At 33.3% G+C, this 14,341-nt stretch carries 16 protein-coding genes; 13 read left to right on the top strand and 3 right to left on the bottom strand.

Going from position 1 to position 14,341, the window contains the following annotated elements; translation table 11 throughout:
- Positions 1–8: 8 nt before the first annotated feature.
- Complete coding sequence (gene mscL, locus HRU50_RS14715; protein WP_296351862.1) at positions 9–458, bottom strand: large conductance mechanosensitive channel protein MscL; 450 nt, start codon at positions 456–458, stop codon at positions 9–11.
- Between the two features lie 79 nt (positions 459–537).
- On the opposite strand from mscL, the gene HRU50_RS14720 reads away from it, so the two are divergent.
- The 8 genes from HRU50_RS14720 (at position 538) to HRU50_RS14755 (ending at position 9,271) form a co-directional block, all read left to right on the top strand.
- Entirely contained in the window at positions 538–1,299 is a 762-nt protein-coding gene (locus tag HRU50_RS14720) for a Rossmann-like and DUF2520 domain-containing protein (protein WP_296351864.1), read from the top strand.
- Positions 1,300–1,322: 23 nt separating this feature from the next.
- Positions 1,323–1,856, top strand: coding sequence for an HAD family hydrolase (locus tag HRU50_RS14725; RefSeq protein WP_296351866.1), 534 nt, complete (start codon positions 1,323–1,325; stop codon positions 1,854–1,856).
- Between the two features lie 4 nt (positions 1,857–1,860).
- Positions 1,861–2,175 (top strand): hypothetical protein, encoded by a 315-nt coding sequence (locus HRU50_RS14730; protein WP_296351868.1) that lies wholly within the window; start codon positions 1,861–1,863, stop codon positions 2,173–2,175.
- Between the two features lie 8 nt (positions 2,176–2,183).
- Positions 2,184–3,110, top strand: coding sequence for a geranylgeranylglycerol-phosphate geranylgeranyltransferase (locus tag HRU50_RS14735; protein WP_296351870.1), 927 nt, complete (start codon positions 2,184–2,186; stop codon positions 3,108–3,110).
- Position 3,111: 1 nt separating this feature from the next.
- Entirely contained in the window at positions 3,112–3,702 is a 591-nt protein-coding gene (locus HRU50_RS14740; RefSeq protein ID WP_296351871.1) for a Maf family nucleotide pyrophosphatase, read from the top strand.
- A 32-nt stretch (positions 3,703–3,734) separates the two neighbouring features.
- Positions 3,735–4,679, top strand: coding sequence for a septum formation inhibitor Maf (locus HRU50_RS14745; protein ID WP_296351872.1), 945 nt, complete (start codon positions 3,735–3,737; stop codon positions 4,677–4,679).
- Between the two features lie 110 nt (positions 4,680–4,789).
- Positions 4,790–7,309: a PIG-L family deacetylase gene (locus tag HRU50_RS14750; protein ID WP_296351873.1), complete on the top strand. Its 2,520-nt coding sequence runs from the start codon at positions 4,790–4,792 to the stop codon at positions 7,307–7,309.
- A 138-nt stretch (positions 7,310–7,447) separates the two neighbouring features.
- Positions 7,448–9,271: a sodium:solute symporter gene (locus HRU50_RS14755; RefSeq protein WP_296351874.1), complete on the top strand. Its 1,824-nt coding sequence runs from the start codon at positions 7,448–7,450 to the stop codon at positions 9,269–9,271.
- Here HRU50_RS14755 and HRU50_RS14760 read toward each other — a convergent pair.
- The gene (locus HRU50_RS14760; protein ID WP_296351875.1) at positions 9,268–10,092 is read right to left on the bottom strand and encodes a hypothetical protein; all 825 of its coding nucleotides are present in this window, start codon (positions 10,090–10,092) and stop codon (positions 9,268–9,270) included. The two genes, HRU50_RS14755 and HRU50_RS14760, sit on opposite strands and share 4 nt — an antisense overlap.
- A gap of 67 nt (positions 10,093–10,159) precedes the next feature.
- Here HRU50_RS14760 and HRU50_RS14765 point away from each other — a divergent pair, with 67 nt between their 5' ends.
- The gene (locus tag HRU50_RS14765; protein ID WP_296351876.1) at positions 10,160–11,134 is read left to right on the top strand and encodes a Gfo/Idh/MocA family oxidoreductase; all 975 of its coding nucleotides are present in this window, start codon (positions 10,160–10,162) and stop codon (positions 11,132–11,134) included.
- A gap of 50 nt (positions 11,135–11,184) precedes the next feature.
- On the opposite strand, the gene HRU50_RS14770 is transcribed toward HRU50_RS14765, so the two are convergent.
- The gene (locus HRU50_RS14770) at positions 11,185–12,033 is read right to left on the bottom strand and encodes a DUF2911 domain-containing protein (protein WP_296351877.1); all 849 of its coding nucleotides are present in this window, start codon (positions 12,031–12,033) and stop codon (positions 11,185–11,187) included.
- 158 nt (positions 12,034–12,191) lie between these two features.
- On the opposite strand from HRU50_RS14770, the gene HRU50_RS14775 reads away from it, so the two are divergent.
- The 4 genes from HRU50_RS14775 to HRU50_RS14790 are packed head-to-tail and all read left to right on the top strand — an operon-like array spanning position 12,192 to position 14,304.
- Positions 12,192–12,521: a metalloregulator ArsR/SmtB family transcription factor gene (locus tag HRU50_RS14775; RefSeq protein WP_296351878.1), complete on the top strand. Its 330-nt coding sequence runs from the start codon at positions 12,192–12,194 to the stop codon at positions 12,519–12,521.
- A gap of 11 nt (positions 12,522–12,532) precedes the next feature.
- Entirely contained in the window at positions 12,533–13,000 is a 468-nt protein-coding gene (locus tag HRU50_RS14780; RefSeq protein ID WP_296351880.1) for a DUF6428 family protein, read from the top strand.
- A 20-nt stretch (positions 13,001–13,020) separates the two neighbouring features.
- Positions 13,021–13,635: a protein-tyrosine-phosphatase gene (locus tag HRU50_RS14785; RefSeq protein WP_296351882.1), complete on the top strand. Its 615-nt coding sequence runs from the start codon at positions 13,021–13,023 to the stop codon at positions 13,633–13,635.
- Positions 13,636–14,304: an aquaporin gene (locus HRU50_RS14790; RefSeq protein WP_296351884.1), complete on the top strand. Its 669-nt coding sequence runs from the start codon at positions 13,636–13,638 to the stop codon at positions 14,302–14,304. It begins immediately after the preceding gene.
- Positions 14,305–14,341: the final 37 nt, after the last annotated feature.

The following is a 14,341-nucleotide window of genomic DNA, read 5'->3' on the forward strand; positions in this document are numbered from 1 at the left end:
AGTTTCAATTATTTTGAAACATTCGATTGTAAAATTTTGTTCTGTTCTTGCATCAATTGCTTCAAATCAGATAACAACTCAATATCCTTTGGTGTTACTACAGTTTCATCGGTTGTATCTTGTGCTTTTCTACGGAGTTTATTCATAGCTTTCACGACAATAAAAATGGTAAAACCAATAATTAAAAAATCTATAAACACTTCAATTAAAGCACCATATTCAACTGCAACTTCAGAAACAGTTATTTCGCCTGAAGCATTACTAACGCCTTCTCTTAAAATGATTTTTTTATCCTGAAAACTCACTCCATCAGACAATAATGATAATGGTGGTAATATCACTTGCTTCGCCAAAACATCAATGACTTTATTAAAGGCAGCACCGATTATAATACCAATGGCCATATCCATCATATTTCCTTTTACTGCAAACTCCTTAAATTCTTTTAGTAATTTCATTGTTAGTAAGATTTTGAATGAACAGTAAAGATAGTGGTATGTAGTTTTTTTTAAAGATTTTGTTCTCTATTTTTACAGCATGATATCAGTTGTACTTCTTGGTGCTGGTAATGTAGCCACACATTTATTTAAAGCTTTTAGTAAATCGGATAATATCACTGTAACACAATGGTATAACCGAACTTTTAGTGCTATTTCTTCATATAGTAATGTTACAAATATTACAGACGATTTATCGCAACTTAAAGAAGCTGACATCTATATAATGGCAGTAAGTGATGATAGTATTGCACAACTATCTAAAGATTTACCTTTTGCAAATAGATTAATTGCGCACACTTCTGGAAGTGTTTCTATACATGATATGGATAAAAAGAACCAACGTGCTGTGTTTTATCCATTACAAACATTCTCTAAAGATGCAGAATTAGATTTTAGTGAAGTCCCAATTTGTATTGAAGTTACAGAAAAACAAAATCTTCAACTCCTTAAAGGTTTAGCGGAGTTTATAGGATGTAAACATTACCGAATAAACACGGAACAACGCCAAACACTACATCTTTCAGCTGTATTTGTAAATAACTTCACCAATCAGTTATATAGAATTGCACATGAAATTAGCGATGCCAAAAGCATTAATTTTGATATCTTAAAACCTCTGATTTTAGAGACAGCTAAAAAAGTACAAGATATGTCGCCATATATGGCCCAAACTGGTCCAGCAAAACGGAATGATAAAAAAACCATAAGACGACATTTAAAACAAATAGAGAACGAAGATTATAAAGCCATTTACGAAATTTTAACGGCTTCGATAAAGAAAACGCATAACTTTCTTTAATTTGAAATCAGAATAGAAAACACATGGACGAGAACAAAAGCTATAAAGAATATCTCATAGACATAACCACATTTATTTTTGATGTAGATGGTGTACTTACAGATGGAACAATTACGGTAACAACTTCTGGTGAAATGTTACGTACCATGAATATTAAAGACGGATTTGCTCTAAAAACTGGGGTTGATGCTGGTTTTAACGTGTGTATCATTTCAGGTGGTTCAAATGAAGGTGTTCGCAAACGTCTTGCAGGTCTTGGTATAAAAGACATCTATCTGGGTGCACACAACAAAATAGAACAGCTTAATGAGTATATGGAAAAACACAATATTAAAACCTCTCAAATATTATATATGGGAGATGATATTCCAGATTTTCCAGTTATGAAGCTTGTTGGTTTGCCTTGTTGTCCGCAAGATGCAGTACCTGAAATTAAAGCTATTTCTAAATACATTTCGCATAAAAATGGCGGTAAAGGCGCTGTAAGAGATGTTATAGAGCAGGTTTTAAAAGTACAAGGGAAATGGAATGGAAATTTTAATGCTAAATACGACTAATTAAATGTCTAGAAGAAGCAGAAGACATAGTACAGGCTTTGGTTATATAGGTTTTGGTAACAACCAGTCTACCTTTAACCAAAAGACAAGTGTGCCGTTTTCTGTGTATAAAGAAAAATTAGATTTAGAGGCGCATTTGCATTACAAAATGGAATTTTTGCATAAAGACCTCAGCAAATCAGATAAACAAAAAATAAAAGATAAAATCCGAAAGCAAGAGCGCAAGCTATTTATTAGAACTACTGTAATTAGTTTAATTGTTTTTGCTTTAGTAGCGTATTTAGCTTACTACTTAATTATTCAAATAATATCGCGCTGATTAATTATATGATTCACTTTCTCAACCTCATCCGCTGGAAAAACTTAGTAATTATTGCCCTAGTACAAGTATTGGTTAAATACGCATTACTTCTACCCTTTTTTGAAAGTCATGGCGTAATAACAGCCTTAAAACCACTTGCATTTACAATATTAGTTGTGGCTACAATTTGTATTGCCGCTGGTGGTTATGTTATTAATGATGTTTTTGATATTGATACGGATAAAGTCAATAAACCAGAACGTGTCATTATTAATAAATATATCACTGAGAAAAATGGTTTCAATATTTTTATTGCACTTAATATTATTGGTGTTGGTTTAGGATTTTACTTGAGTAACTCAATTGGTAAATCTGGTTATTTTGCAATTTTCATTATTGCTTCTGCACTACTCTATATCTATTCAAATGGTTTAAAGCAAATGACATTAATTGGAAACATTGCGGTTTCTGTAGTTGTTGCTTTATGTATACTTATGGTCGGCATATTTGAACTTATACCTGCCATCAACCAAACAAATACAGAGGTCCAAATTTTCTTTTTAAAGATTATTTTAGATTATGCCATTTTTGCTTTTATGATAAACCTTGTAAGAGAAATTGTAAAAGATATAGAAGATATTGATGGTGATCACAAATCAGGCATGAAAACACTTCCAATAGTCATAGGTAGAGAAAGAGCTACTAAAGTTGCCTTTGGATTATCATTAATACCTTTATTTGGGGTTGTATACTATGTGGTAACGTACTTTTTTAAACAACAACTACTTTTAGCATATTTTTTAATAGCTGTCATTGCACCAATGATTTATATATCTATCAAACTTTTTAGCGCAGAGCACAAAAAGCAGTATAATCATATCAGCACAATGCTTAAACTTGTCATGGTTACAGGAATACTTTCAATGCTACTATATTCTTATGTTTTAAAGTAATATGCTAAACGATAAACTTAAAGATTACAATATCATTTTAGCCTCGGCATCTCCGAGACGACATGCATTTTTAAAATCGATGAATATAGATTTTGAGGTAAGACTTCATCCTGTTAATGAAGTGTATTCAAATAAATTGAAAGGTACCGAAATCACAGATTATTTAGCCAAATTAAAAGCAGAGGCCTTTAAAGACAGTCTTAAGGATAATGATATTCTCATTACAAGCGATACCATTGTTTGGTTAGAAAACAAACCTGTAGAAAAACCAAAAGATCAAGATGACGCTTTCAGAATGATTAAATCTCTAAGCAATAAAACGCATGAAGTGATGACTTCAATTTGTTTTACACAAAAATCAGGTCAAAAAACAGTAAACACGACTACTAAAGTGACTTTTAAAGTACTTACTGATGATGAAATTTGGTATTATGTCAATACTTACAAACCTCTTGATAAAGCTGGTGCTTATGGCATACAAGAATGGATTGGTGCCATAGCTATTACCAATATTGAAGGTTCTTACAACAATGTTGTTGGCTTACCTACACATTTACTTTACGAAACGTTAATTAACATCGTTAACGCTTAATTACTTCGTATTTTTAGAAAAAGAATTGAAAAATGAATAAGTCCGTAAAAGCGCTAGTTGTTTTTTTATGCTTTTTGTGCATACTTATCATAATTACGTCTTGTAAAGAGTCTCCATCAGAATTAAATGAAGATATCGCGATTAAAAGCGAAAAACCAAAAGAGAAGAAGCAACCTAAAACTAAATTATCTCAAGATTTTAAAGACTATTGGTACGCAGGTGAAGCTGAAATCACTTCGTATAAACTAGAGCAAGCAAGATATGGTGAAATGCGAGATGGTACTGCGGTTATGGTATTTGTAACTGAAGATTTTCTACCTCAGATACAAGTTAAAGCAGACAACTACAGTAAAAGTAATACACCAATCTTAAAGCTAAACGCAACTAAAAAATTTAACACGGGTATTTATCCGTATTCAATTATGCAGAGTACTTTTTATCCTGTTGCGAATAACCAACATGCTATTAAAGTTTCGGCATCTGTGCAAGAATGGTGTGGACATGTATATGCCCAAATTAATAACCGAGATACATTTGAGGTAATGTCACACTCCTATTTTCAAAGTGAAGCTGATGAAAATTTTAATATCGAAAAAACTTGGACAGAAAACGAATTGTGGACAAAACTTCGAATTGACCCAAGCTCACTTCCAACAGGTAAGTTAAGCATTGTACCTGCGTTAGAGTATACAAGACTTAAACATAAAGACATCAAAGCTTATAATGCTTTGGCAAATATTGAATCCGGAGTTTACATCATTACATATCCAGAATTACAGCGTACATTAACAATCAATTTTAACACTGAGTTTCCTTACGATATCTTAAGTTGGGAAGAAACTACAGTTAGTGGTTATGGTGCCACTGCAAAGACATTGACTACCAAAGCGATAAAGCTTAAATCCATCAAATCTGCATATTGGGGCAAGAATAGTAATAAAGATGAAGGTTTAAGAGCTGATTTAAAGCTTGACTGATTAATAGTATTTCCTATAAAGTCAGGAAATTTAACCGTTAAACAAAACCTAAAACCAAATGTATTATAAGTCACTTTCATATCTTTGAAAGTTCACTAACTAATACTATAATGCGTCATTTTAGACTCTTTCTATTTATCCTATTAGGTAGCTTAGTTGCCATACAGGCACAGCAACCAAAAAAATATAATTCCTCTCAGATTTATGATGCCATACAAAAGCTTAATGTTTTAGGCTCGGTATTGTATGTTGCTGCGCATCCAGATGATGAAAACACGCGCCTAATCGCATACATGGCAAACGAAGCAAAAGCGCGTACTGCTTACTTATCGCTTACTCGTGGTGATGGTGGACAAAATCTTATTGGCCCAGAAATTAGAGAACTACTTGGTGTGATAAGAACTCAAGAATTATTAGCGGCGAGACGTGTAGATGGTGGCGAACAACTATTCTCTAGAGCTAATGATTTCGGATATTCGAAACACCCAAATGAAACATTAGAAATATGGAATAAAGACGAAGTACTTGCCGATGTGGTTTGGGCAATTAGAACATTTAAACCAGATGTTATCATCAACCGATTTGACCACAGAACACCTGGCACAACACATGGTCATCATACAACTTCAGCGATGTTAAGTCACGAGGCTTTTGACCTTTCTAATGACCCAACACAATACAGTTCGCAATTAGAATTGACCGAAATCTGGCAACCAAAACGCCTATTTTTTAATACCTCTTGGTGGTTTTATGGCAGTAGAGAAAAATTTGAGAAAGCGGACAAAAGCAACATGCTCAATTTTGATATTGGTGTGTATTACCCAACTCGAGGCATGTCTAATAACGAAGTTGCTGCATTAGCAAGTAGTCAGCATTTATGTCAAGGTTTTGGGCGTTTATCTCAACGTGGTACACAAGAAGAATATATTGAGTTTTTAAAAGGTGAACCTTTAGATGGCACCAATAACATTTTTGCTGGAATCGATACCTCATGGAATCGTATTGAAGGCGGAACAGCTATCGGAAATATTCTTGATACCATTGAAGCGAATTTCAATTTTATAAACCCAGCAGCTCATTTACCACAATTATTAGAAGCGTATAAATTGTTGCAAAATATAAAAGATGAACACTGGAAAAGTGTTAAAACAAAAGAATTAAAAACGATTATTGAAGCTTGTACTGGTTTATATCTTGAAGCTTCTGCCAGCACACCAAACGCAGTACCAAATTCTGAAGTAACTCTAAAAATTGAAGCATTAAACAGAAGCAACGCAACTATTAATTTGGTGTCTTATAATCTGTCTACCATAGAAAACGGCATTTCTAAAGACATGGAAATGGCAGAAAATAAACGCTTAAACTTTGAAGAAAACATTGCCATTCCTTTCGATATGTCTTACACGGCACCTTATTGGTTAAATAAGCAAAGTACTTTAGGAATGTATAGCGTTAAAGAACAAAACCTCATTGGTTTACCAGAAACGCCTAGAGCAGTCTATGTAGACTTTAACCTGAACATTGAAGGCACACCAATTACAATTACAAAACCTGTTATTTACCGATATTCTAAACCAGATAAAGGCGAATTATATAGACCTTTTGAAATCGTTCCTGAAGTATCAGCAAGCATAAGCGATAAGGTTTTCATATTTGAAAATGACCAACAAAAAGAAATTGAAATCACCGTAAAAGCTGGCAGAGATGCTGTTGAAGGCTTTGTGAAAATGGCTTATCCAAACGATTGGACAGTTTATCCAGCGAATCAAAAAATTGAAATTGCTAATAAAGGTGATGTTCAAAAACTCATATTTACTGTAATACCACCTAAAGGACAAAGTGAAGGTTTAATAACACCTATGGTAAATATTAACGATGAATACTATACAGATGAACTTGTAGAAATAGATTATGAGCACATTCCTTATCAAACCGTTTTAGTGCCAAGTGAAAGCAAAGTGGTACGATTAAATATTGAAAAGCGTGGTGAAAACATTGGTTATATTGAAGGTGCGGGTGATGTTGTTCCAGAGAGTTTACGACAAATCGGTTACAATGTTACCATTATTAAACCAGAACAAATTTCGGCAGAGAATCTTCAAAACTTTGATGCTGTAGTTGTCGGCATTAGAGCTTATAATGTTTTAGATGAATTAAAATTCAAACAAAAGTATTTATTAGACTATGTGTATGAAGGTGGAAATTTGATTATTCAATACAATACTAACAGAAGATTAAAAACTGATAATATTTCACCCTTTCATTTAAAACTATCGAGAGATCGTGTTACTGATGAAAATGCAACTGTGAATATATTAGACGCAAATCATCCTATTCTTAACTTTCCTAATAAAATAGGGCCTGAAGATTTTGAAGGTTGGGTACAAGAGCGTGGATTATACTTTCCGAATGAATGGTCAGAAGAGTTTACACCATTATTCTCTATGAATGATAAAGGTGAGTCGTCAAAAGAAGGTAGCTTATTAATCGCTCAATACGGAAGAGGCAACTATATATATTCAGGTTTAAGCTTCTTTAGGCAGTTCCCTGCAGGTGTTTCTGGTGCGTATCGCCTATTTATAAATATGCTTTCTGCTGGGAAAGAAAATCCTACAATTATAAAAAACTAAACAACTAACTTATAATGGACAACAATAACCAACCAAAAGAAAAAGAAAAATGGGATAAAATGTACACTGTGGTTTTAATAGCCAATGCCATATACATTGTACTTTTCTATTTCATAACGGCTTCATTCTCGTAACTCTATGACACAAACATTAGATTGGATTGATTGGACGGTTTTAATTGTAACCTTAGCCACTATCGTCGGTTATGGTACGTGGAAAACTAGAGGAAGTAAAAATGTACAAGATTATGTAAAAGGTGGTAATTCAACAAAATGGTGGACAATAGGTTTGTCTGTTATGGCAACTCAAGCAAGTGCCATTACCTTTTTATCTACAACAGGACAAGCATTCTCAGACGGCATGGGATTTGTGCAATTCTATTTTGGGTTGCCAATTGCAATGGTCATTATTTGTTTGGTGTTTATTCCACTATATCATCGTCTTAAAGTTTATACAGCATATGAATTTCTTGAAAATCGATTCGATTTAAAAACCAGAACATTAACCGCTATTCTGTTTTTAATTCAACGTGGTTTAGCGGCTGGAATTACCATTTTTGCTCCTGCTATTATTCTTTCTGTAGTATTAGGCTGGAATATTGTTACTCTAAATATAGTGATTGGTGTACTCGTGATTATCTATACAGTTTCTGGTGGTACTAAGGCCGTAACAGTAACTCAAAAACAACAAATGTTTGTCATTTTTGCTGGAATGATAGCTGCATTAGTCATTATAATTGGCTTAATTCCTGATGAAGTTACATTTACTGACGCAATTGATATTGCAGGTGCGACAGGAAAAATGGAAGTCTTAGATTTTTCTTTTGATTTAGAAAATAGATACACGGTTTGGACAGGTCTAATTGGTGGAACTTTCTTAATGTTATCCTATTTCGGTACAGATCAAAGTCAAGTGCAACGTTATTTGTCTGGTAAATCCATGAAAGAAATGCAAATGGGCTTATTATTTAATGGATTACTGAAAGTTCCAATGCAATTTTTCATCTTGCTTGTTGGTGTTATGGTGTTTGTATTCTATCAGTTTAATCCATCACCTTTAAACTTTATCGACGCATCCACACAAACAGTTTTGGCTTCGGAATATGGTGAAGATTACAGAGCGCTTCAGGATAAACAAGCCGAACTTTTTGATATGAAACAACGCTTAAGTTTGGCGTATGCAAAAGACAATAATTCGGATACAAAAGCACAACTTTTCTCAATTGATAGTCTCGAAAAAACTTATCGTACAGAATCAAAATTCCTCATCAAAAAAGCCATTGACCCAGAATATAGAGATGAATATGACAGGCTAAAAAGTGAGTTAAACCAACTCATAGACAGCAAAACAAATCCAGGAAGTCAAGTTTATTTGGAAAAAGAAGCCGAATTAAAAACATTATATAAAGATGCTGCCAAAGACACGCAAACCAACGATAGAGATTATATGTTCATAAGGTTTATATTAAACCACTTACCAAAAGGACTCATCGGTTTGTTATTAGCAGTAATTTTATCAGCTGCCATGTCATCAACTGCTTCAGAGATTAACGCTTTAGCCACAATTACATCAATAGATTTATATGGTAGAAACCTCAAAGAAGATAAAGGTGAAACTCATATGGTGAATATGACCAAGTGGTTTACATTTGGTTGGGGAATTGTCGCCATTATCATTGCTTGTTTTGCAAATCTAGCTGAGAACCTTATTCAGTTGGTAAACATCATTGGCTCTATCTTTTACGGTAATGTTCTGGGTATTTTCTTATTAGCATTTTTCTTTAAGCATATTAAAGGACATGCTGTCTTTATTGGCGCTTTAATTACACAGGTATTTATAATAGCACTTTATCTATTAGATAATTTTGAAATCATCAACTTACCATATTTGTGGCTAAATCTTATCGGTTGTGTTATCGTTATCGTTATTGCGAATGTGCTACAAACACTTAGAAGGAATTAATCATATAATGCTTTGAAATAGTCTTTAATAAAGTTTTCATCAAATTCTTTTAATTCACCTACTTTAAAGAAAGAAGAGTTCTTTGATACAATCATTTCTGACAAAGAATTAGTTTGTAATTGAGAATCGACAAAAAGTGAATCTGAATATGACTCTACTAAATAAGTCGCAACACTTGTGCTTGGGTAATAATTATACCCTATATAGCGGCGGCTTGCAGTTTTTTTATTTACCTCAACAGATAATGAAGAGTTATCAAATAATTTACTAGGTGTTTTAAAAGCCCTGCTAAATACTGTCAATACAACTACACTGTCATTTAGCCGCGATGCTAAAAGTTTAGAATTATAAGTAGATAGATGTGATATCCCACCAGTCATAGTCATTAACATATTACGATTATAGTTTAAATAATTCAACTTTAGAATCCAATTGTATTTTTCTGAAGAGTCATCTAAAAACTCAAAATCTAGAAGTTCTTTTACCATCATAGAGGTATTATCAATTTTTGAATTCGTCAAATTTATTTTGAATTTTTCCAACTCTGAATTCAAAGTGTCCTTATCCTCTAGGCTAATAATTGCATTTTCAAAATTAGAAACTAAAGAATCTAGTAATACTATTTGATTATAAAACTCAGTAAAATCCTCAGGTTGTTCTTCTGCTCTCACTCTAAGGTCGGAAACTTGAAATTGTCTCCTCTTTGATTGTAATTCTATGTTATCCTTTACGTATTGGTCTAATACATTTTTGTAGTTATCATCATTACTACAATTAAAAAAAAGTGCTGAAAATAGACACACATAGATCCAAGGTTTCATAATAGTTGATTATTTGATATCTTTTTAAACGAAAAGTCAACCATTTTATTGAAAGAAACATAACTTAATGGCGTTAAAAACAATACGTTGGGGAATTATCGGTGCAGGGAAAATTGCTAAAAAGTTTGCTCAAGATTTAAATACAATTCCTGATGCTCAGTTGTATGCTATAGCTTCAAGAGATATTACTAGAGCAAAGAAATTTGCTTCAGATTTTAGTGCTTTAAAATCCTATGGTAGTTACGAAGAATTAGCGCTAGATAACAATATAGATGCAGTTTATATTGCAACACCACATAGTTTTCACAAAGCACATTCTATTTTGTGTTTAGAGCATAAAATTCCTGTGTTATGTGAAAAACCTTTTGCTATGAACCTCAGCGAAGTTGAAGAAATGATTTCAATAGCAAAGTCAAATAATATATTACTTATGGAAGCCATGTGGACTGCTTTTTTACCACATTTTCAATATACATTAGACTTGTTGAATAAAAAGCATTTTGGCGAGATCGTAAAACTCGAAGCGGACTTTGGATTCTTTACACCTTATAACACGCAATCTCGACTTTTTAATAAATCTGTTGGTGGTGGAAGTTTATTAGACATAGGTATTTACCCCATATTTGTTGCATTATCTTCATTAGGTGTTCCAAATACTATTGAAGCTAAAGCAGAACAATTTCCGAATGGTGCAGATTCTGAATGTGATATGATATTTCATTACGACAATGCTAAAGCCAATTTAAAGAGTACACTTACAGAAGAAACTAAAACCGAAGCTACATTTCATTGCGAACATGGAACAATTAAAATCAACGGTCGTTTTCATCAACCTAGTTCTGTAACATTAACTGATAACAAAGGTAATTCCGAAATAAAAACCTTCGATTACAAAACCATTGGTTACAGCCATGAAATTGAACATTTCAATCAACTGATAAGAACAAACAAAACAGTAAGCGACATTATGACTTTTGAAAAAAGTAGAACGCTAATTTCCACTATAGATAGAGTTAGAGAAAAGATAAGCCTCAAATATTAATAAAAAAAGCAGCTCAATGAGCTGCTTTTCTATATTGTTAAGAGTTTAATTTACATTGCACCCCATTCTTTTAAAGAATCCATATTCATTTTTATATAATCTGCATTTCCTCTTTCTTTTGCTCCAGCTAAAGATTTTTTAGCCGCTTCAATTGCACCTTTCTTATCACCATTTGCTGAGTGAATTAAAGACTGTTGTCTTAAGTACCAAAAACGAGGCTGATCTTTAGTCATTTCAACAGCTGTATCGATCCACTTCATTGCTTGTTTTAAATCTTTCTTTTCAGCCAAATTATAAACTGCTGCAGAATAATAATCGTCTGCAGAAGGCCCCGCCATTGTGTTTTTTATAGAAGCAGTTACTTTATCATCCGTAGGAACTTTAATAGTTATAGAAGCGTATGTGTTCTCCCAGATAAAACCAAGATTTGTTGAGCTGTTTGTAAGATCATCAAAACCGATAGTCCAAGTCTCAACTTTCATTGGCATTTCATAGATTTTTGCAGTTGCTTTTGCAACAACCTTAGCGTCGTCCCAGTTTCTAGGAGTACCCCAATTATTAGTATCAGAATAGAAAATAACATCCCAAGATTCCTTGTTTGGCGTAATAAAAATAGCATAAGAACCGGCTTCTACTTTACTATCGCCTATAATAACAGTATCGCTAAATGTTATCATTGTGTTTTTGTTGGCACCAGCTCGCCACATTTTTCCAAAAGGTACAAGTTCACCAAATACAGCTCTACCCTTTGCACTTGGCCTAGAATATTCTAATGTTACATCTGTAAGACCTACTTTTTGTTCAATCTTAGTAAATGGGCTTGGTTGCGGAGTTTCTACTTGTGCATTAACAGAAAACATTAATGTTAAGGCAAAAGCAAATAATACTAGTTTCTTCATCTTAATTAGTGTTTAGTTTTTAAATGGTGGTTAAAAGTACGACTTAAGTGTTATGGGCTATGTTAAGGAATATATAAAAAGGTGCCGAAATTCTAAGATTTTGTTTTGTCGAAAAATATATTAATCGTAATATTGCAATAAACAAATATAGATTAATTATGGGCGTAACTAAAACAGAGATATTTTCAGACACACAAAATGAAATAGCCCAATTAGCAAAGGCTTTTGCGCATCCTGCAAGAGTTGCCATTTTACATCAGCTTTTTAAATCAACTACATGTATTTGTGGCGATCTAGTAGACGAAATCGGATTAGCTCAAGCAACCATATCTCAACACCTTAAAGAATTAAAAAATCTTGGCCTCATAAAAGGTAATATTGAAGGTACAAGTGTGTGTTATTGCATCAACGAAGAAAAATGGGAAAACATGAAAAGCATTTTCAACGCATTTTTTAATCAAGAAATTAAAACAAACAACTGCTGTTAACTAGAAATATTATGAAACTATCTGAAATAAAAAACAAGCTAAAGACATTAGATACTATAACTTTTCAATTACCAAATGGTGATCTCGTACCAAGTCATTTTCATGTGACTGAAGTCGGAAAAGTAACGAAGAATTTTATTGATTGTGGTGGAACAATTAGACACGAAGAAGTTGTAAATTTTCAACTTTGGGAAGCCAATGATTACGACCACAGATTGCATCCAGAAAAACTATTAAACATTATTGAACTTTCTGAAAATGCTTTAAGCATAGGTGATTTGGATATCGAAGTAGAATATCAAGGTGATACCATTGGTAAATACAATTTAGACTTTGATGGTGCAAACTTTCTTCTAGTTAGTACTAAAACAGATTGCTTAGCAAAAGATAATTGTGGCATTCCTAAAGAAAAACCAAGAATTAAACTTTCAGATTTACAAAAAGCAAGTTCATGTATTCCTGGAACTGGCTGTTGTTAAATCCTAACTAAAAATTTATCATGCTATATAAAGCTATTGAAGCCGAAATAGAATATTTAGATATCTCATCTATATCAGAAGAAAGAAAAAATATTTTACAACCTCTTATAGATTTTATTCAAAGTAAGGTAGATACAAAATCTATCATTAACCTTAATCTAATATGCACACACAACTCACGTCGTAGCCATTTATCTCAAGTGTGGGCACAAACAATGGCACATTATTTTGAGATTAATAAGGTGTTTTGTTATTCTGGTGGAACTGAAGCAACAGCTTTATTTCCATCTGCAGCTGAAGCTTTAACAACTTCAGGGTTTAAGATTGAAAAACTTTCAACTGAAAATAATCCAGTCTATGCTATAATCTATTCTGATGTTGCGCATCCTATTATCGGATTTTCTAAGACATATGATGCAGATTTTAATCCTTCAACAGAATTTGCAGCAATAATGACGTGTTCTAGTGCAGATGCAGGTTGCCCATTTATTCCTGGTGCAGAAAAACGTATTCCAATTACTTATGAAGACCCAAAAGCTTTTGATAATACGCCTCAAAAAGCTGAAAAATATAAAGAGCGTAGTATTCAAATTGCTACTGAATTTAAATATGTGTTTTCTAAAATCAAAAAGTAAATGAAAAAGTTATTTGCAGAACTTTTTGGCACGTTTGCTATGGTATTTTGTGGATGTGGTGCTATGACTATCGACGAAATAACTGGCGGCGCCATATCTCATGTAGGTGTGGCCATAACATGGGGACTTATTGTTATGGCTATGATTTATGCATACGGTGAAATATCTGGCGCTCATTTTAATCCGGCTGTCACCATAGCCTTTGCTTACGCTAAGAAATTTCCTTGGAAACAAGTTCCCAGCTATATCTTGGTACAGATTATGGGTGCTTTTTTAGCCATTGGTATCTTGTGGATTCTATTTCCAGAAAGTCAGAGTTTTGGCCATACCTATCCTGCTGAAGGCTTTGCTCCTTATAAAGCCTTTTTGTTAGAGCTTATACTCACCTTCTTCCTTATGATTACAATTATTAATGTCTCTACTGGCAGCAAAGAAGTTGGAACAATGGCTGCGATTGCTGTTGGTTCCGTTATATTACTTGAAGCCATGTTTGCAGGACCAATGACGAAAGCATCCATGAACCCTGCAAGATCTTTAGCACCAGCCTTAATATCTGGCAACACACAAAACCTATGGCTTTATCTTACAGCTCCATGCCTCGGAGCAATATTAGCTATACTAAGTTGCAAGCTTGTAAAGGACGAAGATTGCTGTGCAGGAAATTGCTAACACTATTCGGTTTAAAATCATCTGTTAAATTTTGTTT

Source organism: Winogradskyella sp. (genome assembly GCF_013213835.1).
Taxonomy (GTDB): Bacteria; Bacteroidota; Bacteroidia; order Flavobacteriales; family Flavobacteriaceae; genus Winogradskyella.

Coding starts and splice junctions, on each gene's coding strand:
- mscL (WP_296351862.1), bottom strand. CDS start 458: ATGAAATTACTAAAAGAATTTAAGGAGTTTGCAGTAAAAGGAAATATG.
- HRU50_RS14720 (WP_296351864.1), top strand. CDS start 538: ATGATATCAGTTGTACTTCTTGGTGCTGGTAATGTAGCCACACATTTA.
- HRU50_RS14725 (WP_296351866.1), top strand. CDS start 1,323: ATGGACGAGAACAAAAGCTATAAAGAATATCTCATAGACATAACCACA.
- HRU50_RS14730 (WP_296351868.1), top strand. CDS start 1,861: ATGTCTAGAAGAAGCAGAAGACATAGTACAGGCTTTGGTTATATAGGT.
- HRU50_RS14735 (WP_296351870.1), top strand. CDS start 2,184: ATGATTCACTTTCTCAACCTCATCCGCTGGAAAAACTTAGTAATTATT.
- HRU50_RS14740 (WP_296351871.1), top strand. CDS start 3,112: ATGCTAAACGATAAACTTAAAGATTACAATATCATTTTAGCCTCGGCA.
- HRU50_RS14745 (WP_296351872.1), top strand. CDS start 3,735: ATGAATAAGTCCGTAAAAGCGCTAGTTGTTTTTTTATGCTTTTTGTGC.
- HRU50_RS14750 (WP_296351873.1), top strand. CDS start 4,790: ATGCGTCATTTTAGACTCTTTCTATTTATCCTATTAGGTAGCTTAGTT.
- HRU50_RS14755 (WP_296351874.1), top strand. CDS start 7,448: ATGACACAAACATTAGATTGGATTGATTGGACGGTTTTAATTGTAACC.
- HRU50_RS14760 (WP_296351875.1), bottom strand. CDS start 10,092: ATGAAACCTTGGATCTATGTGTGTCTATTTTCAGCACTTTTTTTTAAT.
- HRU50_RS14765 (WP_296351876.1), top strand. CDS start 10,160: ATGGCGTTAAAAACAATACGTTGGGGAATTATCGGTGCAGGGAAAATT.
- HRU50_RS14770 (WP_296351877.1), bottom strand. CDS start 12,033: ATGAAGAAACTAGTATTATTTGCTTTTGCCTTAACATTAATGTTTTCT.
- HRU50_RS14775 (WP_296351878.1), top strand. CDS start 12,192: ATGGGCGTAACTAAAACAGAGATATTTTCAGACACACAAAATGAAATA.
- HRU50_RS14780 (WP_296351880.1), top strand. CDS start 12,533: ATGAAACTATCTGAAATAAAAAACAAGCTAAAGACATTAGATACTATA.
- HRU50_RS14785 (WP_296351882.1), top strand. CDS start 13,021: ATGCTATATAAAGCTATTGAAGCCGAAATAGAATATTTAGATATCTCA.
- HRU50_RS14790 (WP_296351884.1), top strand. CDS start 13,636: ATGAAAAAGTTATTTGCAGAACTTTTTGGCACGTTTGCTATGGTATTT.